At 42.8% G+C, this 22,001-nt stretch carries 21 protein-coding genes and 4 tRNA genes; 9 read left to right on the top strand and 16 right to left on the bottom strand.

What is annotated here, in order from left to right; all coding sequences use genetic code 11:
• Positions 1 to 2: 2 nt before the first annotated feature.
• Positions 3 to 1,358, bottom strand: coding sequence for a DUF6242 domain-containing protein (locus ISX59_RS06450; RefSeq protein ID WP_032540309.1), 1,356 nt, complete (start codon positions 1,356 to 1,358; stop codon positions 3 to 5).
• 138 nt (positions 1,359 to 1,496) lie between these two features.
• Positions 1,497 to 2,537 carry a bifunctional diaminohydroxyphosphoribosylaminopyrimidine deaminase/5-amino-6-(5-phosphoribosylamino)uracil reductase RibD gene (gene ribD / locus ISX59_RS06445; protein WP_032531762.1) on the bottom strand — a complete coding sequence of 347 codons (1,041 nt, stop codon included), beginning with the start codon at positions 2,535 to 2,537 and terminating at the stop codon, positions 1,497 to 1,499.
• Between the two features lie 53 nt (positions 2,538 to 2,590).
• Between ribD and prmC the strand changes: the two genes are divergently transcribed.
• The 7 genes from prmC to ISX59_RS06410 all read left to right on the top strand — a co-directional run bounded on the left by prmC (position 2,591) and on the right by ISX59_RS06410 (position 6,797).
• Entirely contained in the window at positions 2,591 to 3,427 is an 837-nt protein-coding gene (prmC, locus tag ISX59_RS06440) for a peptide chain release factor N(5)-glutamine methyltransferase (protein WP_022011450.1), read from the top strand.
• Positions 3,424 to 3,888, top strand: coding sequence for a regulatory protein RecX (locus tag ISX59_RS06435; RefSeq protein WP_005778936.1), 465 nt, complete (start codon positions 3,424 to 3,426; stop codon positions 3,886 to 3,888). Before prmC ends, ISX59_RS06435 begins: the two co-directional genes overlap by 4 nt.
• 95 nt (positions 3,889 to 3,983) lie before the next feature.
• Positions 3,984 to 4,622, top strand: coding sequence for an orotate phosphoribosyltransferase (pyrE, locus tag ISX59_RS06430; RefSeq protein WP_005810767.1), 639 nt, complete (start codon positions 3,984 to 3,986; stop codon positions 4,620 to 4,622).
• A gap of 100 nt (positions 4,623 to 4,722) precedes the next feature.
• On the top strand, positions 4,723 to 5,133 hold the full coding sequence (locus ISX59_RS06425) for an SRPBCC family protein (protein WP_005778931.1): 411 nt from the start codon (positions 4,723 to 4,725) through the stop codon (positions 5,131 to 5,133).
• A 5-nt stretch (positions 5,134 to 5,138) separates the two neighbouring features.
• Positions 5,139 to 6,482: an argininosuccinate lyase gene (argH, locus tag ISX59_RS06420; protein WP_032540308.1), complete on the top strand. Its 1,344-nt coding sequence runs from the start codon at positions 5,139 to 5,141 to the stop codon at positions 6,480 to 6,482.
• A 144-nt stretch (positions 6,483 to 6,626) separates the two neighbouring features.
• Positions 6,627 to 6,699: transfer RNA gene (locus tag ISX59_RS06415), tRNA-Gly, on the top strand.
• 14 nt (positions 6,700 to 6,713) lie between these two features.
• A tRNA-Leu gene (locus tag ISX59_RS06410) sits at positions 6,714 to 6,797 on the top strand.
• 83 nt (positions 6,798 to 6,880) lie between these two features.
• On the opposite strand, the gene ISX59_RS06405 is transcribed toward ISX59_RS06410, so the two are convergent.
• The 13 genes from ISX59_RS06405 to gadC all read right to left on the bottom strand — a co-directional run bounded on the left by ISX59_RS06405 (position 6,881) and on the right by gadC (position 18,584).
• A complete protein-coding gene (locus ISX59_RS06405; RefSeq protein ID WP_032540307.1) occupies positions 6,881 to 8,026 on the bottom strand; it encodes a glycerate kinase in 1,146 nt (381 codons plus the stop codon).
• 126 nt (positions 8,027 to 8,152) lie between these two features.
• Entirely contained in the window at positions 8,153 to 8,353 is a 201-nt protein-coding gene (locus ISX59_RS06400) for a DUF2007-related protein (RefSeq protein WP_005778894.1), read from the bottom strand.
• Between the two features lie 155 nt (positions 8,354 to 8,508).
• Positions 8,509 to 10,164 (bottom strand): AMP-binding protein, encoded by a 1,656-nt coding sequence (locus ISX59_RS06395; protein ID WP_220575747.1) that lies wholly within the window; start codon positions 10,162 to 10,164, stop codon positions 8,509 to 8,511.
• A 17-nt stretch (positions 10,165 to 10,181) separates the two neighbouring features.
• Positions 10,182 to 10,736 (bottom strand): helix-turn-helix domain-containing protein, encoded by a 555-nt coding sequence (locus ISX59_RS06390; RefSeq protein WP_005778890.1) that lies wholly within the window; start codon positions 10,734 to 10,736, stop codon positions 10,182 to 10,184.
• Positions 10,737 to 10,795: 59 nt separating this feature from the next.
• The gene (gene proC, locus ISX59_RS06385; protein WP_005810731.1) at positions 10,796 to 11,569 is read right to left on the bottom strand and encodes a pyrroline-5-carboxylate reductase; all 774 of its coding nucleotides are present in this window, start codon (positions 11,567 to 11,569) and stop codon (positions 10,796 to 10,798) included.
• 112 nt (positions 11,570 to 11,681) lie between these two features.
• Positions 11,682 to 12,806 (bottom strand): aspartate aminotransferase family protein, encoded by a 1,125-nt coding sequence (locus ISX59_RS06380; RefSeq protein WP_032542905.1) that lies wholly within the window; start codon positions 12,804 to 12,806, stop codon positions 11,682 to 11,684.
• Positions 12,807 to 12,812: 6 nt separating this feature from the next.
• Entirely contained in the window at positions 12,813 to 13,781 is a 969-nt protein-coding gene (gene argC / locus ISX59_RS06375; RefSeq protein WP_005778883.1) for an N-acetyl-gamma-glutamyl-phosphate reductase, read from the bottom strand.
• Positions 13,778 to 14,983 carry an argininosuccinate synthase gene (locus ISX59_RS06370; protein ID WP_005778881.1) on the bottom strand — a complete coding sequence of 402 codons (1,206 nt, stop codon included), beginning with the start codon at positions 14,981 to 14,983 and terminating at the stop codon, positions 13,778 to 13,780. Before ISX59_RS06370 ends, argC begins: the two co-directional genes overlap by 4 nt.
• Before the next feature lie 13 nt (positions 14,984 to 14,996).
• Positions 14,997 to 15,575, bottom strand: a complete 579-nt coding sequence (locus ISX59_RS06365; protein WP_005778879.1) for a GNAT family N-acetyltransferase — start codon at positions 15,573 to 15,575, stop codon at positions 14,997 to 14,999.
• A gap of 33 nt (positions 15,576 to 15,608) precedes the next feature.
• Entirely contained in the window at positions 15,609 to 16,082 is a 474-nt protein-coding gene (locus ISX59_RS06360) for an arginine repressor (protein WP_005778877.1), read from the bottom strand.
• 364 nt (positions 16,083 to 16,446) lie between these two features.
• A tRNA-Pro gene (locus ISX59_RS06355) sits at positions 16,447 to 16,519 on the bottom strand.
• A gap of 12 nt (positions 16,520 to 16,531) precedes the next feature.
• Positions 16,532 to 16,604: transfer RNA gene (locus tag ISX59_RS06350), tRNA-Phe, on the bottom strand.
• 393 nt (positions 16,605 to 16,997) lie between these two features.
• Positions 16,998 to 18,584, bottom strand: coding sequence for a putative glutamine/gamma-aminobutyrate antiporter GadC (gene gadC / locus ISX59_RS06345; RefSeq protein ID WP_032542907.1), 1,587 nt, complete (start codon positions 18,582 to 18,584; stop codon positions 16,998 to 17,000).
• 218 nt (positions 18,585 to 18,802) lie between these two features.
• On the opposite strand from gadC, the gene ISX59_RS06340 reads away from it, so the two are divergent.
• The gene (locus ISX59_RS06340; protein ID WP_032542908.1) at positions 18,803 to 19,540 is read left to right on the top strand and encodes a potassium channel family protein; all 738 of its coding nucleotides are present in this window, start codon (positions 18,803 to 18,805) and stop codon (positions 19,538 to 19,540) included.
• A 380-nt stretch (positions 19,541 to 19,920) separates the two neighbouring features.
• Here ISX59_RS06340 and ISX59_RS06335 read toward each other — a convergent pair whose 3' ends face one another.
• Positions 19,921 to 20,922: a malate dehydrogenase gene (locus tag ISX59_RS06335; protein WP_005778865.1), complete on the bottom strand. Its 1,002-nt coding sequence runs from the start codon at positions 20,920 to 20,922 to the stop codon at positions 19,921 to 19,923.
• A 220-nt stretch (positions 20,923 to 21,142) separates the two neighbouring features.
• Between ISX59_RS06335 and ISX59_RS06330 the strand changes: the two genes are divergently transcribed.
• A complete protein-coding gene (locus ISX59_RS06330; protein WP_005810722.1) occupies positions 21,143 to 21,982 on the top strand; it encodes a S1 RNA-binding domain-containing protein in 840 nt (279 codons plus the stop codon).
• Positions 21,983 to 22,001: the final 19 nt, after the last annotated feature.

Below are 22,001 nucleotides of genomic sequence, written 5' to 3'. Positions count from 1 at the left end.
AATTATTTGTTCTGTCTGACAAAACCAAATTTATTAAGTCGTCCACGCCATACTTCGTTGGCATCGCCGTTACTCCATATTACCCAGATAAAGTTATCTTTGTCCACTACAGTAGAGTAGTTGTTTCCTCTGTCTTTGAATTCAGTCGGTAAGAAGATTTTCTTATCGGCTTTATACCAGGCAAGTCCTGCTTCCGATGTGTAAATCGTTTCGAACTTTCCTCCGAATGCCCAGAAAGCGTTGCCATAATAGAAGAAAGACGGTTTGTCGAGCTTCGGACAATAGGCAGTGGTCGATGACGTTTTTAAAGGAATCCAAAGTAAACCGTCCTGTGAACTCCAGGCCACCGAAGTTGTATCGCTTGCATTGCGATTATTGCCCATTACAGCTATCGTCTGTATTCCTGTAGCATTGAGATAAGAAGTTGCTGACAAATTATCCAGCGGGAAGTCAGATCCGACTTCTTCTAAACTGATATTCCATGCGGTTGCTTCAGGATTGCTTATCGCAAATGTAGATTGACTACCATTATTAATAATACCGGCAATTCCGGAGATATCCAGCAGATTGCCCTCATTCTTGGGAAAAGGAGCGATCAGCATCTCTACTTTACCGTTTTTATTCAAATCGGTTGCAAGACTCCATGATGCCCCATCTGAAGAAACATATACTTTCTCACCGTTTGTGGCATACAATTTTTCACCAAAGGCAATGAGGGAAGAGAGTTTTATGTTTTCCGGAAGCCCGGTAACAGATACCTGTGTCCAACTTCTTCCTTTGTTGATTACGTCTCCTGATGATTTGTAGGCAGTAGTGTTTGATGTATACACAAGAATGTCTTCACCCAGAATTACGGACTTCTGATACCCACTGTAGTTAGCAAAGTTATCTGTCATTTTAGTCCAGTTCATGGAGTCCGGATCCTGTCGGTGTACGCGCACTGAAATGGTGTACTCTTTGGTATATTGCATATCCGCGGCCCATACCTTTATTCTCATGGGCTTTTCCATAGTGCCCCTGAAGTCAATAGAGTCAGAGTAATTAAACAAGGTGTCTTGACCCTCTGCGTTTTTAGCCGTGATTATTCCGGACGCTGTGGTCAATGTCTTTATAAGAATACGGTCAATAATTGTATCGGAGCCCACAGGCAGTGAATCCTGGTTATAAATAAGTCCAACTCCGTCAGGTCCAAATTGATCTATTGTAAATTTATAGTTTACCCCATGTACGGTATCAAGTGCAAATGCATGTATGGTAGCATCCGGGCTGTATTCAATTTCTTCAGTGTCAAGGCACGAAGTAACGGCAAACGATACAAGGAAGAAACTTACAATTACTGATAAAAACTTTATTCTCATTTGAAAGATTGTGTTTATTTACAAGTTGCAAAAATAGGAACATTTTTCTCTATATTGAACATTGAAGGGAAGTTTTATATAAAATTATAGATAATCTGCTCGATTTTGTCGATATAAAACTCCCTGAATGCTGCGAATTTAGGTATTTCTCTTTAAGTAATGCCTGAAGGTTGTAGCGAAATGTTTTTCTTCTGAATAACTAATTTTATCGCTTATTTCAGGTGCTTTAACACCGGAATAAAGCCGTTTGTCGCTTCTTTCTATAATAATTTCATCCCATATTCCGGAGCAGATAAATGATTCCAGCAATATCTTGCCTCCTTCGACCATCAAGGATTGTAGATTACGCTGATAGAGGGTTGCCAGTATTTGTGGCAGAATATCTGTTTGATAGTCCAAGGGGATATATTCCAGATTCTTTTTACCGGGGCGGTGGCATTCCGTAAAAATGAGTGTAGGCACGCTACCATCCAAAAGGTGTGAAGTCTGAGGAAGCGAATGATTACGGTCCAGAGCTATGCGTACCGGGTTATGCCCGTACCAGTGACGTACAGTTAATGCCGGATCGTCTAATAATGCTGTTCGGGTACCTACCATGATAGCATCCGATTCTGCTCTTTTTTTATGTACCAACATGGAAGTGAGGGGAGTGGATAATAGCACAGGATGTCCTTCTGTACGCTCTAAGTCGATGAAGCCATCATCCGATTCTGCCCATTTTAAAACAATATAAGGGCGATGAAGGGTGTGGAAGGTGATGAATTTCTGTATAAGTTCGCGGCACTCCTTTTCCAGGACTCCCACTATGACCTCACGTCCGGCATTCCGTAATTTTTGGATGCCTTTACCCGCAACTTTGGAAAATGGGTCCTGGCAACCGATTACGATTTTGGGAATTTGCTTTTCTATGATTAGGTCAGCACAGGGAGGTGTCTTTCCATGATGGGAACAAGGCTCAAGGCTTACGTATATAGTACTGCGTTTCAGTAAAGAGGGGTCTTTAACAGAACGGATAGCGTTGACTTCGGCATGGGCTTCTCCACAACGGACATGATAACCTTCGCCGATGATTTGTTCATCACATACGATGACGGCCCCCACCATTGGGTTGGGAGATACGTTGCAAAGACCGTTTCTTGCCAATTGGATGCAACGTCTCATGTATTTTTCTTCTTCCATCTTTTAGGCTTATAGCTATATTATTTGTATTTTTGCACCCCAAAATAATGAGAATGAACTGCGTCACCACTTATATCCGCCAGTCTTTACACCATATTTATCCACCGGGAGAACTCAGGAGCCTCACAAAAATGATTTGTTGTGATCTGCTGGGGCAGGATGCTATTGACTATTATTTGGGCAAAGATATAATTTTATCTGCAAACGAACAGCGTGATTTAGAAAGCATTGTTGAACGGTTGAAGAAAAACGAGCCAATTCAGTATATTCAGGGAAGGGCAAATTTCTACGGATCCATGTTCCGGGTAGCTCCGGGAGTCCTGATCCCTCGTCCCGAAACTGAAGAACTGGTGGATTTAATAGTAAAAGAGTCTGCTACAGGTGTCCGTCTGCTTGATATAGGAACCGGAAGTGGGTGTATTGCTATAAGTTTGTCTAAGCATATTCCTGGAGCGGAGGTTACGGCGTGGGATGTGTCGGAAAATGCACTTGCCATTGCCAGGCAAAACAATCAGGAACTGAAAACTAAAGTGAATTTTGAGAAAGTGGATGTCTTTTCTACGGAGTTTTCTGGAGACAGAAGATATGATATTATTGTAAGTAACCCTCCTTATGTGACAGAGAGCGAAAAAAATGAAATGGAACCTAACGTCTTGGATTGGGAGCCCGGTCTGGCTCTGTTTGTTCCGGATAATGATCCTTTATTATTTTACCGGCGTATTGCCTCTTTGGGGAGAGAGATGCTAAGTCTGCATGGTAAACTCTATTTTGAGATAAATCGGGCGTATGGTGAAGAAGTTTTGCAAATGCTTGGCGGAAAGGGATATAGAGACCTTCGTTTGATAAAAGACATATCGGGTAATGATCGAATTGTAACTGCTAAACGATGAATATAATAACAGAAGAAGATGCGTTAAACCGCATGGCTGGCTATTGCTCTGCAGCCGAGCATTGTAAAGCTGAAGTGAGTGAAAAACTACAGAAGTGGGGCTTGCCTTATGAAGCGGTCAATCGGATTATTGATCGGCTTGTGGTTGAGAAGTTTATAGATGAAGAACGTTACTGTAGGGCATTTGTCAATGATAAGTTTCGTTTTGCCAAATGGGGTAAAATGAAGATTGCTCAAGCACTTTACATGAAAAAGATATCTCGTGAAGTGTCTTATAAATACCTGAATGACATTGATCAGGAAGAGTATCTTGCTATTTTGGGAGATTTGATGGCTGCTAAACGTAAAAGTATACACGCCAAAGATGAATTCGAGTTGAATGGGAAGTTGATCCGTTTTGCTATGAGCAGAGGATTTGAAATGGATGATATCCGCCGTTGTGTGCAAGTGGAAGAAGAGTAAGTGACAAATAACAAAAAAATAATACGGCTTCTTCTTTTTAGTCTCGTTCCATTTCCGTATTTTTGCATCCTGTAATTATCATAGTTAGTTTAGTTATGAAAAATTTAGAGAGATTATTCGCCGAGAAGTTGTTGAAGATTAAAGCTATTAAGCTTCAACCGGCAAATCCGTTTACATGGGCTTCCGGATGGAAATCACCGTTTTACTGCGACAACCGTAAAACCCTTTCTTATCCTTCTCTTCGTAGTTTTGTTAAGTTCGAAATTACACGTCTGATTCTGGAACGTTTCGGACAGGTAGATGCCATTGCCGGAGTTGCAACAGGTGCTATTCCTCAAGGTGCTTTGGTAGCTGATGCATTGAATCTTCCGTTCGTGTATGTCCGTTCTACCCCTAAAGACCATGGCTTGGAGAATCTTATCGAAGGCGAACTTCGTCCGGGTATGAAAGTCGTTGTAGTAGAAGATTTAATTTCTACCGGTGGAAGTAGTTTGAAAGCCGTAGAGGCTATCCGTCGGGATGGTTGTGAAGTAATTGGTATGGTAGCTGCCTATACTTACGGATTCCCGGTTGCCGAACAGGCTTTTAAAGATGCTAAAGTACCTTTGGTAACGTTGACTAATTATGAAGCAGTGTTGGATGTTGCATTGCGTACCGGTTACATTGAAGAAGAAGATATTGCAACGTTAAACGAATGGCGCAAGGATCCAGCTCATTGGGAAACCGGAAAATAAGACTGATTTTTTTGATGATTAAAATATAGAAAGAAGGGCCATTCGGACAGAGTTTGTTCGGATTGTTCTTCTTTTTTCTTTATAAGTAAGATAGAATAAGATGACTAAATTTGAGAGTAGTGTCAAGGTAATACCTTATAGCCAGGAACGTGTGTACGATAAACTTGCGGACCTTAGTAACCTGGAATCCATAAAGGACCGTTTACCACAAGACAAAGTGAAAGATATGAGTTTTGATACGGATACACTTAGTTTCAATGTAGATCCGGTGGGACAGCTAACCCTTAAGATTATTGAACGTGAGCCCTGTAAGTGTATTAAATTTGAGACGATTAATTCTCCTCTGCCTTTTAATATGTGGATTCAGATTGTATCTTCAGCCGATGAAGAATGTAAACTTAAAATAACCATTGGGTTGGATATTAATCCATTTATGAAAGCAATGGTACAGAAGCCTTTACAGGAAGGACTGGAGAAGATGGCTGATATGTTATCCATGATACAATATTAAAGAATATGGCACAGAAACTTTGGGAGAAATCTGTTGAGGTAAACAAGGATATAGAACGCTTTACCGTTGGTCGTGACCGTGAGATGGATCTTTATCTTGCTAAACATGATGTACTTGGTTCAATGGCACATATCACTATGCTTGAGAGCATAGGTTTATTGACAAAAGATGAATTATCTTTATTGTTAGCCGAATTGAAAGATATTTATGTTTCTGCCGAGAAAGGAGAATTTGTAATAGAAGAAGGAGTTGAGGACGTTCACTCTCAGGTGGAGTTGATGTTGACTCGTCGGTTGGGAGATGTGGGTAAGAAAATTCATAGTGGTCGTTCACGTAATGACCAGGTATTACTTGACTTAAAGCTTTTTACCCGCACACAGATAAAAGAAGTGGCAGAGGCGGTGGAGCAACTCTTTCATGTTTTAATTCGTCAGAGTGAACAATATAAAGATGTATTAATGCCCGGGTATACTCATTTGCAGATTGCGATGCCCTCGTCATTTGGCCTTTGGTTCGGGGCATATGCCGAAAGTTTGGTGGACGATATGCTCTTTTTGCAAGCTGCATTTAGGATGTGTAACCGTAATCCTTTGGGATCGGCTGCGGGATATGGTTCTTCATTTCCTTTGAATCGTACGATGACTACCCAGTTGCTTGGTTTTGACTCTTTGAACTATAATGTAGTTTATGCTCAAATGGGACGTGGCAAGATGGAGCGTAACGTCGCTTTTGCACTGGCAACAATTGCAGGAACCATTTCAAAATTGGCTTTCGATGCCTGTATGTTCAATAGCCAGAATTTTGGTTTTGTGAAACTGCCGGATGAATGTACTACCGGTTCCAGTATCATGCCGCATAAGAAGAATCCGGATGTGTTTGAATTAACACGAGCTAAATGTAATAAGTTGCAATCTCTCCCACAGCAAATTATGATGATTGCCAATAACCTGCCTTCCGGATATTTTCGTGATCTGCAAATTATCAAGGAGGTTTTCTTGCCGGCTTTTCAAGAACTGAAAGATTGCTTGCAGATGACTACATACATCATGAATGAAATTAAGGTGAATGAACATATTCTTGATGATGATAAATATCTTTTTATCTTTAGTGTAGAAGAAGTGAATCGCCTTGCACGTGAAGGTATGCCTTTTCGGGATGCTTATAAAAAAGTAGGCTTGGATATTGAAGCTGGTAACTTCTTGCATAATAAGAAGGTGCATCATACTCATGAAGGAAGTATTGGTAATCTTTGTAATGATGAGATATCCGCTTTGATGCAAAATGTAGTGGAAGGCTTTAATTTCTACAGCATGGAACAGGCTGAAAAGACCTTGTTAGGGCGTGTTTGATAGATTATTGCTATGTGAAGATAACTTCTATCTTTACATAGCTTTTATGATAAAAATAGTTTTCCGTTTCTTTGAGAATTTTTTCTTTGGAAAAAGTTTGGCAGAAAGCAGGAAACTACTTATCTTTGCACCCGTTGAAAAAACGCGGAAATAGCTCAGTTGGTAGAGCATAACCTTGCCAAGGTTAGGGTCGCGAGTTCGAGTCTCGTTTTCCGCTCTCTTTGAAAGGATGCTCGAATGGTGGAATGGTAGACACGAAGGACTTAAAATCCTTTGGCCATTGCGGCTGTGCGGGTTCAAGTCCCGCTTCGAGTACTATAGTTGCATCCTAAAAAGCTCCATAAGTTCATTACTTATGGAGCTTTTACTTTATTCATGGAGATGTTATCTATATGCCGTTAGTTATGCAATAAGGATAACATTCGCATGCATTGATGGACAGTTCTCTCTATGTTGCTGCAGGTCCTTGATTTTTCCATAGCTTGCTCTTGAGAGACCGGACCTTCTACAATAGGATATACAGCCAGAAAACCTGCATTATTCAGCAATTCGGTTTCATCTACACATCCGGCAATACCAATTACAGGAATATTTTTTCGTTGGGCTGCTTTGAGAACTCCCATAGGGGCTTTTCCCATTATAGTTTGGGCATCCATTTTCCCTTCGCCTGTAATCACAAGATCGGCTCCTTGTAGTTTCTCATTAAAATGGAGAGCATCCAATACAGTGTCAATTCCCCGGGATAACCGAGCGTTGAAGAAGGCCATAAAACCGCCACCCATGCCTCCGGCTGCTCCTGCTCCGGGGATAGCATCAATATCCTTATATAGGGTTTGGGCAATCAACTGTGCAAAATGCTTCAGTCCTGTGTCTAATATGCGTATTTGTTTTGCATCGGCTCCTTTTTGGGAAGCAAAAATAAATGCGGCTCCTTGTGGTCCGGAAAATGGGTTGTTTACATCGCATGCGATGGTGAATGTACACTTTGCCAGTTTATCTTCCGGGAAATCGTTGCTATCAATCATCTCTATCTTTTGAAGTATTTCTCCTCCATACCCTAATAAATTCCCGGCTATATCCCGGAACTTCATGCCTAATGCCTGCAACATTCCCGTGCCTGCATCATTGGTGGCACTACCTCCGATTCCTATCAGAAATTTCCTGCAACCGTGTTCCAAGGCATCCTGTATTAATTCGCCTGTACCATAAGTGGTTGTTTTCATCGGATTTCTCAGATGGGGTTCAATCAATGTCAGTCCACTCGCGGCTGCCATTTCGATGACAGCAGTTTCTCCATCTCCCAAAACGCCATACCGGGCTTCTATTAACCGCATTAATGGATCGTGCACGTGACACGAATGTATCCGTCCATTTGTTGCACTGACCAGTGCTTCAATTGTTCCTTCTCCGCCGTCCGCTATAGGGAGTTTTATGATTTCGCATTTCGGAAATACTTTTCGAATACCTTTTTCACATGATACAGCTACCTCTGCGGATGACAGGGAACCCTTAAACGAGTCGGATGCAATGATTATCTTTTTCATGCTTGGAGAAAATTGTTTTTATTTAGAAGATGTGATAATAATCATAAGAAGCGTTGAAAATAAAAAGCCGGAATGTAACACGAATCATTCCGGCTTTTGTCCCTAATCAAACCTAATCTAACAAACCTATGAAGCTATTCTGTTGCTGATAACCCGCATTGCTGCAGTGTAATATTCACAGGGGACAGAAAGCAGTATGCAATCTATTCCTTTGTCCTTCATCACCACTTCGATAGATGCAGCCTTTAGAAGGGTTCTCACACTTGCCACTTCCCATGGGCTACCAGCGAATACTTCAACCTGAGAAATCTTTCTACTTACTACCATTTGCTTTTTAGTTATTAAATGAATATGTTGCAAATATAGCAGGTTGTTTTCTTTCAGAAGAGCAATTTTAGTTCATATTATAGCACTTATGTTGCAAACGTTTGCTGATTTGTTGGTTTGATCAATATTTTATGTACGAATTTTGTATAATTGGGCTATTTCTCATCATTCTTACGGATTTCCACCCGCCGGATTTTGCCACTGATAGTTTTGGGTAATTCATCTACAAATTCAATGACACGTGGATACTTATAAGGAGCCGTTACTTTTTTCACATGGTTCTGGAGTTCTTTTATCAACTCTTCACCTGCACGTTCTTTATAATCTTTTGCCAGCACAATAGTTGCTTTTACCACTTGCCCTCGAATTTCATCGGGTACACCAGTGATGGCACACTCCACTACAGCAGGGTGGGTCATCAGCGCACTTTCTACTTCAAACGGTCCGATACGGTAACCGGAGCTTTTTATTACGTCATCGGCACGCCCTACAAACCAAAGATAGCCGTCTTCATCTTTCCAGGCCACATCACCTGTATAATAGATGCCGTCATGCCATGCTTCGTGTGTACGCGCAGAGTCGCGATAATACTCTTTGAACAGTCCCAACGGTTTACCGTTAGTAGTCCGAATAACAATCTGTCCTTGTTCGCCAGCCTCTACCGAACGGCCTTCATAGTCTATCAGGTCAACATCATATTGGGGGTTAGGGACTCCCATGCTTCCCGGTTTCGGTTCCATCCAGGGGAAGGTGGCAACCGTTAGTGTTGTTTCCGTTTGGCCGAACCCTTCCATCAGTTTGATGCCTGTCAGTTTCTTAAATGTATCGAATACTGCCGGATTTAATGCTTCACCGGCAATCGTGCAATATTCCAAGGAAGAAAGATCGTATTTGGTCAGATCTTCGTGAATCAGAAAACGGAAGATTGTGGGAGGGGCACAAAGTGAAGTAACATGGTAGTTTTGTATTTTCTCCAATATGTCGGCTGGAGTAAACTTCTCGTGGTCGTAGACGAAAACATTAGCTCCGGCTATCCATTGTCCGTACAGCTTTCCCCATACAGCTTTTCCCCAACCTGTATCGGCGATGGTGAGATGAAGGCTGTTCTCTTTCAGATTGTGCCAGAAACTGCCGGTGACAATATGTCCCAACGGATAGGTGAAATCATGTGCAACCATTTTGGGCTCACCGGTCGTTCCGCTGGTGAAGTACATCAAAGAGATATCATCGTTGGAGTTTGGATGTTCCGGTTTAGCGAAAGGGGCTGCATCTTTAATGCCTTGATGAAAATCTTCGAATCCTTCTGCTATTTCAGGGCCAACACTTACCAAATGTTTCACTGTAGGAGAGTCCGGCATGGCATCTATGATATGTTTAGTAATAACCTCTTCTCCGGCTGCTACGATCATCTTTATATCGGCTGCATTGCAGCGATATACAATGTCTTTCTTGGTTAGCAGGTGGGTGGCAGGGATAACAACGGCTCCCAGCTTATGCAAAGCGATGATGCTGAACCAAAATTCGTAACGTCGTTTCAATATCAGCATGACCATATCACCATGTCCGATGCCCAGACTTTGAAAGTAGGATGCTGTCTGATCTGTATATTGTTTTATATCCGCAAAAGAGAACTGGCGTTGTTCACCTTTATCATTGGTCCATAACAAAGCCGGTTTGTCTGGCTGTTCAGCAGCCCAGGCATCTACTATATCGTATCCGAAGTTGAAGTTTTCCGGAACATTTATCTTTAAGTTCTTGACAAAATCTTCCTGTGAACTGAAGGAAGTTTGCGATAAAAATCTATCTATCATTTTCTTCATTTAAATAATTACATGATTACTGCCAGAAAACGCACTGTTTTTCCATCCAGTGCTTTCATTCCATGGGGCAGTTTTGAGTTGAAGTACAAGCTGTCTCCTTCGTTTAGTATCAGGTCTTTTCCATCTATGCTGATCATCATGCGACCTTCAAGTACCAAGTTGAACTCCTGGCCGCCATGGCTATTATAGTGTATCGGTTCGTTGTCCGGTTTTGGTTCGACAGTTACGATAAACGGGTCGGCGTTTCGGTTCATAAAGCCCGCCGCTAATGATTGGTATTTATACGCCTTTGTACGTTCTATACTGGTTCCTTTACCTGCACGTGTCAGGAAATAGCTGCTCATCTTAGGCTCTTCTCCGAACATCAGAGCATCAAGAGCTATGCCGTATTTACGTGCGATTTTTTGCAGCATACTTACTGAGATGTCGTAATCTCCGGTTTCTGCAAGACGATATTCTTCCGCTGAAATCTCACAATCACGGGCGATGTCTTCAGCTGTCAGTTCAAGTACGTCACGTAGTCCACGCAGACGTTCTGCTATTTGTTTAATTTGGTCGTCCATATAAATTTAGTGTTTAGTGATTAATGTTTTTGTTTTTTGTGATTAAAATTAGATAATCACTATCTTGATGCTTTCATTGCTTTAATAATGGCAGAGGTAAATCCATTATGCTCTAACTCATTGATACCTTTGATTGTAATTCCGCCGGGAGTAGTCACTTTGTCAATCTCTACACTCGGATGGGTATCGTTGTTCAGTATCAGTTCGGCAGCCCCTTTTACAGATTGCGCAATCATATCCATGGCATCCGACGGGCGGATTCCCATTTCAATACCTGCTTGCATAGCAGCCTGAATATATTTCAGTACATAAGCAATGCCACAAGAGGTTAGAGCAGTAGCTGCTTCCAGCTTGTCCTCAGGCAAAATCATAGCCATCCCCATCTCACTGAAGAGGTTGACCATCAGTGTTTCCAGATCGTGTCCGGCATTTCGTGAAGCTATCAGTGTCATACTTTGTAGTTCGCTGATAGCTGTATTGGGGACAATACGGAACATGGGCATCTCTGGTTCAACGACATCATGCGCCAATTGTTCGAAGCTGATTCCGGCTGCAACGGAAACGAGAATCTGTTTGCTTTTTAGTTTCATTTCGCGGAGCACACTTCTGATTAGCCAGGGTTTCACGGTCAAAATCACAATATCAGCACCGATAGCAGCTTCTGCATTATTGCGAGTGGTAGTGATAGAAGGGAATTCTTTTTTCAACGCTTCCAGTTTTCCGGCACTGGGGTTGGACACTATAATATCGGAAGCCGAGATCAGCTTGCCTTTTGCCAGTCCGCAGGCAATGGAGCCTCCCATATTTCCTGCACCAATGATAGCTACTTTCATATTTTATAATTATTTAGTCTGTTTCTGACAAAGGTATAAGTAAAAAGTGAAAATACGAGCAAACGTGGCAGGTATTTTCACTTTTTCACTTTCCTTATAAGGATGCTGATTATTAACCGAGTACTTTTCTTAGCCGGACAAGGAATTCATCGGCTTCTGCCTTGCTGAGGCAGAGAGGAGGTAGCAAACGGATTACATTCGTACCACTGGCACCGGTAAATACTTTTTGTTCGTGAATCAGGCGGTTGCGGATTTCCTTTACCGGTTGGTCGAACTCCATTCCGATCATAAGTCCGCATCCGCGAACTTCTTTGATTTCTCTGAATTTTTTCAATTCTTCTAACAGATAGGTACCGATGTCGGCTGCATTTTCTACCAACTTTTCCTGTTCAATGACATCCATTACTGCCAGTGCAGCGGAGCAAGCCAGATGATTGCCACCAAAAGTAGTCCCGAGCATGCCATATACCGGTGTGAATATCGGGCTGATCAGTACCCCTGCCATTGGAAATCCGTTTCCAATGCCTTTGGCAACAGTGATTATGTCAGGTTTGATTCCGGCATACTGGTGGGCAAAGAATTTGCCACTACGTCCGTAACCGCTTTGTATCTCGTCCAAGATCAGGATTGTGCCGTTGTCAGTGCAGGCTTTACGGAGTTCCTGCAGGAATTCGGTTGTTGGTATTTTGATACCGCCTACTCCTTGTATGCCTTCAATAATGACAGCACAAACATCTCCTTTTGCCAGTTCGGCTTTCATCGTCTCCGTATCGTTTAGCGGAAGGTAGGTTATATGCCCGTTGGCATTGATCGGAGCTATAATCTTAGGATTATCTGTAGCTTCTACCGCCAGCGAAGTACGCCCGTGAAAAGCTTTGCCGAAAGATATTACTTTGGTCCGTCCGTTATGGAACGAGGCCAATTTCAGTGCATTTTCATTTGCTTCGGCACCACTGTTGATCAGGAATAGGGAGTAATCTTCATATCCGGATAGTTTTCCAAGACGTTCGGCTACCTGTTGCTGTAACTTGTTGATTACAGAATTTGAATAGAAGCCCAGTGTTGCCACTTGCTTGCTAATCATGTCAACATAATGCGGGTGAGCATGTCCGATCGAGATGACAGCATGTCCTCCGTAGAGATCCAGATATTCCGTGCCGTTTTCATCCCAAACGTGACAACCTTTTCCTTTTACTATGTTTATATCAAAAAGGGGATATACGTCAAATAGGTTCATTGCTTTTTAGAATGCAGAGGGTTTAAGGCGCAGGCCTACCGTCTCCTCCAGATTAAACATCAGGTTCATGTTATGGACTGCCTGCCCGGATGCACCTTTCAACAGATTGTCAATACAAGAAATGATCAATAGTTTATCACCGTGTTTTTCCAGGTGAATCAGACATTTATTGGTATTTACTACCTGTTTCAGGTCTATGTTTTTGTCTACGATGTGTACAAACGAGTCTTTGGAATAATATTCCTCATACATGCGTACAATTTCCTCTAATGCTACCTTTGTTTTTACGACTAAAGTAGCAAAAATACCGCGGGGAAAATCACCCCGGTAAGGGATGAAGTCAATTTCTGAATCAAAACTATTCTGTAATTGTTTCAGTGATTGCCTGATTTCGGGAACGTGTTGGTGTTCAAAAGCTTTGTACACGCTCATATTATTGTTTCGCCAACTGAAATGACTGGTGGCTCCAGGTTTTACTCCTGCTCCTGTGCTTCCTGTAATAGCGTTTACCATTACATCTCCGTTTAGCATCAGATGTTTTGCCAATGGAAGTAATCCTAATTGGATACAAGTAGCAAAGCATCCCGGATTGGCTACATGTTTTGCTGTGCAGGTTGCACGGCGATTTAATTCCGGCAGGCCATAAATAAAGTCATGATCCGGTGAAGCAATGCGGTAGTCCATTGATAAATCAATGATTTTCAGATCCTCCGGAATGTTGTGACTTTCTATAAATTTCTTTGTATCTCCATGGGCGGTACAGAAGAAAAGCACATCGATGTCTTCTAACGGGAGTTCGTCGGTAAAGACCAGATCGCACTCTCCGTAAAGTCCTTCATGCACATCGGTAATTTTGTTTCCGGCATTACTGGTACTGTTAACGAATATGATTTCGGTTTCGGGATGGTTGATAAGCAGGCGGATAAGTTCGCCTGCCGTGTATCCTGCTCCGCCAATTATTCCTGCTTTTATCATACTTCTTCGTCTTTATGGTTAGCATAGTAAACACGTAGCGGGGTAGAAGTTACTTTGATGAAGCCTTTAGCGTCTTCGGCTGTCCAACCCTTTTGCATTTCTCCATATTCACCAAATTTGGTTTTTACCAGATCGTCTTGTGACTCTACACCAACGGTGGAGAATGACAAGGGGCGGAGTTCAAGGATTGCAGTACCGTTTACATTGCGCTGAGATTCCTGTAGCATTGCTTCAATATCACGCATTACCGGTTCCAGATACTGGCTTTCGTGAAGGAACATGCCATACCAGTTGGCTACTTGGTCTTTCCAATATTGTTGCCATTTGCTCAGCGTATATTTTTCGAGGAACCGGTGTGCGCCGATGATAAGCATCGGGGCAGCTGCTTCAAATCCAACACGTCCCTTAATGCCGATGATGGTATCTCCTACGTGCATATCACGACCAATACCGTAAGCTGCACCTATTTCTTCCACCTTCTGGATGGCTGCAATCTTGTCTTCAAAGACTTCACCGTTTACAGCATGAAGCTCACCGTTTTTAAATTCAAGACGCAGTAGTTCGCTACCTTCTTTGGTGACTTGTTTCAGATAAGCTGTTTCGGGCAATCCCTGTGCGCTGTCCAGAATTTCTCCTCCACAGATGGAAGTACCCCATAATCCGACGTTATAAGAGTATTTCAGCTTCGTAAAGTCGGCTTCGAAACCATTTTTGTTCAGGTAATCGATTTCCTCCTGACGACTTAGGGCCATATCACGAGTCAGCGTAATGATTTCTACACCTGGAGTCATGACAAGGAAAGTCATGTCAAAGCGAATCTGGTCGTTTCCTGCTCCGGTAGAACCATGTGCAATGGCTTCTGCACCAATCTCCTTGGCATAACGTGCAATGGCCAGTGCCTGGAAGATGCGTTCGGAGCTAACAGAAATCGGGTAAGTGCCATTACGCAGTACGTTGCCGAATATCATGTATTTCAAACTCTTTTCGTAGTATTCCTGAGTGACATCGAGGGTGACATATTTCACAGCACCCAGTTTGTAGGCATTCTCTTCGTTCTGCTTCAGTTGTTCTTCGCTGAAACCGCCTGTATTGGCGCATGCAGCGTACACTTCATATCCTTTTTCCTTAGCCAGGTACATTACAGTGAACGAGGTATCGAGACCTCCGCTGAATGCAACCACTACTTTCTTTTTCTGTTCCATAGTGCTGTATTTTTTAAATGTTATTTCTTTCTTGTTCCTTTTTAATGTTATGCGGATCTGCCGGATCATATAGCATGGCGGTGCAAATACAGAATTTACGATTCTTTGCCACCAGGATTTCATGGTTAGTGCAACCTTCACATCCTTTCCAGAAAGCTTCGTCATCGGTCAGTTCATTAAATGTGACCGGTACATATCCCAGTTCCGTGTTCATTTTCATCACGGCCGCACCACTGGTCAAACTGAATATTTTAGCTCTCGGCCATCGTAAACGAGCCAACTGAAAAGAGGCCTGTTTGATACGTTTGGCCAATCCTAATCCCCGGAAGTCGGGATGTACAATCAATCCCGATGTAGCAACGTATTGTTTGTTTCCCCATGATTCAATATAAGTAAATCCGGCAAACACATCTCCACTGAGGGCTATGATTGCTTTTCCTTCTTTCATTTTGGTGGCTACGTACTCATGTGTACGTTCTGCTATTCCGGTTCCGCGTACTTTTGCTGCGTTTCTGATTGTCTCCAAAATAGTGTCAACGTAAACCTCATGCGAGGCGTCGGCTACCATAACATCTATTTGTTGAGTGTCCATTTTTGATTTAGTGTAGAGTATAATTGTTGTTAGTTAGTTGATATTCGGAATAATGAGAGACAAGAAACTTCGTACGGCAGTGGGAGTCACTCCTTCGCGCAACACCAGCATGATGGTATCGTCTCCGGCAATCGTTCCCAGAATGGTATCCGACTCACGGTTATCAATGTCGTAAGCCATGCTGCTCGCGTATCCGGGGCGGGTTTTGATTACTGCAATATTTCCGGAGAACTGAAGGGAGATAAATCCATTATTCATTAACATTTCACTGGCACTTTGGTCGCCAACCCGTTTGTACATGATGTCATTGGGCAATACATATACATATTTGCCATTCATGCTGGCAGCTTTGGCTACTTTCAGTTGTTTCAGGTCACGTGAAAGAGTGGCTTGTGTCAGTTCGAATCCTTCCTGTCCTAATTCTTGCAAGAGTTCTTCTTGTGAACCTACTTCTTTACTGGAGATAATCATTTTTATGGCATCTAACCGGTTTGCTTTCTTCTTCATCTTGTATAATTATTCTAAGAATGGCGCAAAAGTATGCAATAATTTGGAAATAGTATGCATAAAAGGCTGTTTTTTTACTCTTTTTATACATAAACATAGCATATATTGTGGAAATATGCAGAAATGGTAGCATGAATATATCTATGCTTGAATGGTTATGTAGTTTTTATGAATTGCTGAATTCTGATTAGAAGCGATATATAAATAAGGTGAAGATATATTTCTATGGAATCAGAACTGATTGGGAGGTGGATAGTTGTATGGAAAGGAAGATTAGGAAAACTGTTGTTTTTAATATAATTCAATTATTCCTCTAAAAAAAACAGACAAGCCGCTCAATTTGAACGGCTTGTCTATGCGAATGTCGGAATGAGGCGACTCGAACGCCCGACCCCTACGTCCCGAACGTAGTGCGCTACCAACTGCGCTACATTCCGCTATCTGCAAAGTGGTGCCACCAGGAATCGAACCGGGGACACAAGGATTTTCAGTCCTTTGCTCTACCAACTGAGCTATGGCACCTTTGTGATTGCGGGTGCAAAGATAGGTATAATTTTTAATACTGCAATAGTTTGGCAAAGAAAATATAAAATATTTGCTCAAACGAGGTGAAGAGCATCTTTCTCTTCCGGATTTTAAGATGGATATAATATACATTTCTGATGAAAACGACATTAATTGATACGTTTCTATACATAGGACAGGGCGTTAATTGGGGACATAACTTGCCATCTGTATTATTAGGAGGAAAGTTTTTTTTAAATGTAGTCATTTTTAGTAAAATAAAGGTTTACTCTTCCTTTGACATCCTGAATGGTTTCTCCAAAGAAATAAGAGGTTGTATCCGGTAGAATTTAGATTAAATCTCCGGATACAACCTCTTTCATTCAGGTAGATAGATATTTCCTTTTAACTTTACTTTTGCGGAGTGTCCTTATCAGAAGGAGCAGAACCTGCTGACGGTGCAGAAGTAGTGCTGGTGGAAGTGTTAGCACCGCTTACAGCCGGGCCGGATGCTGTTGCAGTAACGGGAGCTGCTTGCGGTTTGGCTTGTGTTTCCCAGTGGAAGGGTTCAAAAGTACTGTTGGGGTCGGCCCATGATGGTTTCTTTGCTGCGTAGATGATGAACGGAGCAATGACTACAACCAGTGCTCCGATGATCAATACTGAGAACCATACAGTGTTGCTGCCGGTAGAGATCTGGCTGGGCGGAATGAAGCTGAGGATGAATGCCAGCAATGAGCCAAGGAAGCCCAGGCCGCCTACAATCCACATTAAACCATTACCCTTCTTACCGATACGGAACGGGCGGTTGGCCTTCTTCATGTTATAGCGCAGATAGATGGCGCCGGAGAACATAAGCAAGTACATCACCAGATAAAGAATAACTGTCAACTGTGACAAAATCTGATAGAAGCTCTGTACGGAAGGCATAACCACAAACAAAAGGCTCAATACGGTAACAGCACCACCCTGAACGAACAGAATGTTTTTCTGTACACCCAGTTTGTTGGTCTTCTGGAAGAACGGAGGCATATAACCGGCCTTACCTACGGCAAAGATACCTTTTGACGGACCGGCAACCCATGTCAATACACCTGCCAACACACCGAATGCAAGGGCGATGGCGATGATTGGTGATAACCAGGAGGCATGGATATATCTGAAGTAATTGTCGAAACCTACAAGTAAGCTCTGTGTCAAGCTGATGTCCTTGGCCGGAATAATGATACCCAGTGAGAATGTACCCAATACGAAAATGATTACGGTGATAAATGCACCGATAAATACAGCTTTCGGATAGTTTTTTGACGGGTTTTCCATATCCTTTACATGGATACCGCCCATTTCCATACCGGCATAAAAGAGGAAGATACTGGCTGCTAACACCACGTTATCAAAGTTGGTCAGGTCGGGGAAGAAACTGCTGTGGAAGTCGAGGTTGGAATGACCTCCGGATGCCAGGTAGGCAATACCCAGAATAATCAGCAGGGCAGCCGGAATAATTGTTCCGACCATACCACCTACTTTAGCTACTTTACCTACCCATCCCATGCCTTTCAGTGAGATGAAGGTAGCCAGCCAGTAGATGATAAGCACAACGGCCAGTGTGTAGTATTTATTGCTGGCCAGTGTCATGTCATGTGCGTCATTTGTTCCGATGAAAGCGATGGATACGGCACCGAATGTCAATACAGTCGGATACCAGATCGTACTTTCAATCCATTGTACCCAGATGGCAAGGAATCCTAATTTTTTTCCGTATGCTTCGCCTACCCAACGGAACACACCACCTTGTTTGTCTTGGAACATGGCAGCCAATTCCGCCGCAACGAGTGATGTCGGAATAAGGAATACGATAGCTGCGAAAAGATAATAGAAGGCCGAACTCATTCCATATACGGCCTCGGCAGGAAGTCCACGTAGGGATACTACTGCCGTTACGTTCATGATCGCCAGGGTGAATACCCCTAGTTTCACTGCTTGTTTAATATTTGCCATAAGTTAAGGTTTTAAGTGAAAAATATTTTTAAGTCAGTGTCTATAACAACGTTTAACGTAAGATGTTTCAGTTTACTAACGTCAAACTTGGTTAATTAACATCGGCCAAGAGTGAGAAAACCGGTTTTCCTCCTGATCTTGATTCGATATCAAACAAATCGTGTATGACTCTTGTTCCTTTTGCATAATTAAAAATAACCCATAAAATATCAGTGCTTATGAAAATGGCTCTTTCTGATTTTTCTTTACGGAAGAAAGGGATCTACGGCATTCTGCATGTCATCATCCTGCTGCTTTCTCTTTTTCTGGTCATCAGTATTTCGATTGATACATTCAAGGGCATCCCTTTTTATACTCAGTCGGTATATATGAAAGTCCAGTTGTGGATTTGTGTCTTGTTCCTGTTCGACTTTATTCTCGAATTGTTTCTTTCGAAAAACAAATGGTACTATCTCAGTACACACTTCATTTTCCTGCTGGTGGCGATACCCTACCAGAATATTATATCGTATATGGGATGGACTTTCTCTCCCGAAGTGACTTATATGATTCGTTTCGTTCCCTTAGTACGGGGGGGGTATGCGATGGCCATTGTGGTAGGTTGGCTCACTTATAATAAGGCTTCCGGTCTGTTTGTCTCTTATTTGACTATGCTGCTTGCCACTGTCTATTTTTCCAGTCTGGCTTTCTTTGTGCTTGAGCATAAAGTCAACCCGCTGGTGACCGGTTACGGAGATGCGCTCTGGTGGGCATTTATGGATGTGACTACGGTTGGTTCCAACATCATTGCCGTCACCGTGACGGGACGTGTACTCTCGGTGCTGCTGGCTGCACTGGGTATGATGATGTTCCCGATTTTTACTGTTTATGTCACTAGTCTGATTCAGAAGAAGAATAAAGAGAAAGAAGAATATTACAAGCAGTTGGAGGCGGCCGATGACAGTAAACAAAAGTAAGGCTTTTCAGCTCTCTGTCCCGCAGGGACGGGAGTTGATATAGAGAAAGGGAAATAGCTCTATCCGGAGAATGCGTCATTGGAGTGCGTACCCTATGGGAGGGCATCTGTCACGTCGAATGCCGGTTCCGTTTACATACCGGGGTAAATGCTTTTACGTACCGGGGTAAATGGCTTTACATACCGAGGTAAATGCTTTTACATGCCGGGGTAAATGGTTTTACATAGAAAGGGGAAATTCAGGTAAATATAATCTGCTGGTTATCAGTGTTACTGAGGCGGTCGCCCAAGTCGATGTTTTCCGGATAAAACTAAAAATACTGCCCATCCGCATATGGCAGACAGGCAGTATTCCAACTAATTAAACTTTGTATGATGTCATCAATTTATATGCTTGTTCAGCTCGTGCCATTTATTGATTTCCGGAAGGATACCCATAGCTATCACTTCATCACGCAGTTTGCATAAGTGAGCGTAGCTCTCTTCCATTTCTTTCTGTTCTTCAGGAGTACCTTGTACTTCTTTATAGCTAACGCCTTCTTTGGTGATGGAAGTTTCCATTGCCATCAGGATGTGGTCGAACTTCTTGTCAGATACATAAGTGCCTGCCGGCCAGCGGAAAGGTTGTCCGCCCATGGCTGCCGCGATCATTTCGATAGACAGATAAGCCGGGCTTTGGAATGAAGAGCGTCCGCGCAGATCAATGATGTGTTTTCCACCTTGAATAACGCGTACTTTCAGATCTTCCCAATCCTGCATAGGCATGCGTGGAGTATCGATGATCTTGGTCAGCGCTTCACCTTGTACTTTAGTGGTAGAAGCAAATACGGCCATCTGTTCTCCGTGCCCGCCATATGTACGGCAGTTTACAATTTCGGATGCGGGGATATGGAGGTACTTCACCAGTTCGTTTTGCAGGCGGGTGCTGTCCAGAGCGGCCAGTGTGGATACCTGTGACGGTTTCAAGCCGGCATAGAGCAGTACAATCAGTCCGGTGATATCGGCAGGATTGAACACTACGACCACATGTTTCACATCCGGGCAATACTGGCGGATATCTTTACCAAACTGGGCTGCGATTTCTGCGTTACCTTTCAACAAGTCTTCACGGGTCATGCCTGCTTTACGGGCGGCACCACCGGATGACACAATGTACTTCGCACCTGATAAAGCTTCTTTGATATCTGAAGTGTAAGTCAGGTTTACGCCTTCGAACGCACAGTGGTACAGCTCCTCGGCTACACCTTCCAAAGCGGGTGCATAAGGATCATACAGACAAATGTTCGGAGTCAGTTTCATCATCAGGGCAGTCTGTGCCATGTTAGAGCCAATCATTCCGGCAGCTCCTACGATCGTAAGTTTTTCGTTGGTTAAGAATTCCATAATTTATATCTTTTTTTAATTCGACAATTGCTTTGTTTCTTGTTTCCGGTGCAAAGATAACTCGTTTAAACGCAGGTTGTTTATCGAAAAAAGTTTTGCGCTATAATGAAAAGTTATCGTCTGCGGATGATAACAAACAGATGCAGCGATATGTTTTTCGACGGCTTATTATTCTTACGTCTGTTTTTTATTTATCTTTGTCACAAACTGAATGAAGATTATGAGTATTGAATTAGGAAAATTCAACCAGCTTGAGGTAGTCAAGCAGGTAGATTTCGGTATGTATCTGGATGGCGGAGAAGAAGGCGAAATTCTGCTGCCTACCCGTTATGTGCCCGAAGATTGTAAGGTGGGAGACTGGTTGAACGTCTTCCTCTATCTGGATAATGAAGAACGGTTGATAGCCACTACGCTGACACCTTTGGTACAAGTAGGCGAGTTTGCTTGTCTGGAGGTATCCTGGGTCAATCAGTTCGGAGCTTTCCTCAATTGGGGACTGATGAAGGACCTGTTTGTCCCTTTCAGTGAGCAGAAGATGAAGATGCAGGTAGGGAATAAATACGTCATTCATGCCTACATTGACGATGAAAGTTTCCGCATCGTAGCTTCAGCCAAGGTAGACCGCTATTTATCCAAAGAGAAAGCTCCTTATCAGCCGGGCGAAGAGGTGAACATACTTATCTGGCAGAAGACGGACCTTGGGTTTAAGGCGATCATTGAGAATATGTACAGTGGTTTGCTGTATGATAGTGAGATCTTTCAGACCTTACATACGGGCGATACGCTGAAAGCATATATTAAGCAGGTACGCGAAGACGGCAAGATAGACCTGATTCTCCAGAAACCGGGTTTTGAGAAAGTTGATGATTTCTCAAAAACACTTTACCACTATATTGCAGACCACGGCGGACGGATCGGATTGAATGACAAGAGCCCTGCCGAAGAGATTTACGATGTTTTCGGTGTCAGTAAGAAGACATTCAAGAAAGCCGTTGGCGACTTATATAAGAAACGTCTGATCCTGCTCCACGAAGACGGAATCGAGTTGGTTCGTCCCTAAACTGAATAGGGAAAACCCT

This window comes from Bacteroides sp. FSHCM14E1 (genome assembly GCF_019633785.1).
Classification (GTDB): domain Bacteria; phylum Bacteroidota; class Bacteroidia; order Bacteroidales; family Bacteroidaceae; genus Bacteroides; species Bacteroides hominis.
The sequence above is the reverse complement of the archived record's forward strand: the minus strand, read 5'-3'. Positions and strand labels throughout refer to the sequence as shown.

Coding starts and splice junctions, on each gene's coding strand:
- ISX59_RS06405 (WP_032540307.1), bottom strand. CDS start 8,026: ATGAAAAAGATAATCATTGCATCCGACTCGTTTAAGGGTTCCCTGTCA.
- gadC (WP_032542907.1), bottom strand. CDS start 18,584: ATGGCAAATATTAAACAAGCAGTGAAACTAGGGGTATTCACCCTGGCG.
- argC (WP_005778883.1), bottom strand. CDS start 13,781: ATGATAAAAGCAGGAATAATTGGCGGAGCAGGATACACGGCAGGCGAA.
- ISX59_RS06425 (WP_005778931.1), top strand. CDS start 4,723: ATGACTAAATTTGAGAGTAGTGTCAAGGTAATACCTTATAGCCAGGAA.
- ISX59_RS06380 (WP_032542905.1), bottom strand. CDS start 12,806: ATGAACCTATTTGACGTATATCCCCTTTTTGATATAAACATAGTAAAA.
- ISX59_RS06340 (WP_032542908.1), top strand. CDS start 18,803: ATGAAAATGGCTCTTTCTGATTTTTCTTTACGGAAGAAAGGGATCTAC.
- ISX59_RS06400 (WP_005778894.1), bottom strand. CDS start 8,353: ATGGTAGTAAGTAGAAAGATTTCTCAGGTTGAAGTATTCGCTGGTAGC.
- ISX59_RS06435 (WP_005778936.1), top strand. CDS start 3,424: ATGAATATAATAACAGAAGAAGATGCGTTAAACCGCATGGCTGGCTAT.
- ISX59_RS06360 (WP_005778877.1), bottom strand. CDS start 16,082: ATGAAGAAGAAAGCAAACCGGTTAGATGCCATAAAAATGATTATCTCC.
- ISX59_RS06390 (WP_005778890.1), bottom strand. CDS start 10,736: ATGGACGACCAAATTAAACAAATAGCAGAACGTCTGCGTGGACTACGT.
- ISX59_RS06370 (WP_005778881.1), bottom strand. CDS start 14,983: ATGGAACAGAAAAAGAAAGTAGTGGTTGCATTCAGCGGAGGTCTCGAT.
- prmC (WP_022011450.1), top strand. CDS start 2,591: ATGAACTGCGTCACCACTTATATCCGCCAGTCTTTACACCATATTTAT.
- ribD (WP_032531762.1), bottom strand. CDS start 2,537: ATGGAAGAAGAAAAATACATGAGACGTTGCATCCAATTGGCAAGAAAC.
- pyrE (WP_005810767.1), top strand. CDS start 3,984: ATGAAAAATTTAGAGAGATTATTCGCCGAGAAGTTGTTGAAGATTAAA.
- ISX59_RS06335 (WP_005778865.1), bottom strand. CDS start 20,922: ATGGAATTCTTAACCAACGAAAAACTTACGATCGTAGGAGCTGCCGGA.
- ISX59_RS06365 (WP_005778879.1), bottom strand. CDS start 15,575: ATGGACACTCAACAAATAGATGTTATGGTAGCCGACGCCTCGCATGAG.
- ISX59_RS06330 (WP_005810722.1), top strand. CDS start 21,143: ATGAGTATTGAATTAGGAAAATTCAACCAGCTTGAGGTAGTCAAGCAG.
- proC (WP_005810731.1), bottom strand. CDS start 11,569: ATGAAAGTAGCTATCATTGGTGCAGGAAATATGGGAGGCTCCATTGCC.
- argH (WP_032540308.1), top strand. CDS start 5,139: ATGGCACAGAAACTTTGGGAGAAATCTGTTGAGGTAAACAAGGATATA.
- ISX59_RS06395 (WP_220575747.1), bottom strand. CDS start 10,164: ATGATAGATAGATTTTTATCGCAAACTTCCTTCAGTTCACAGGAAGAT.
- ISX59_RS06450 (WP_032540309.1), bottom strand. CDS start 1,358: ATGAGAATAAAGTTTTTATCAGTAATTGTAAGTTTCTTCCTTGTATCG.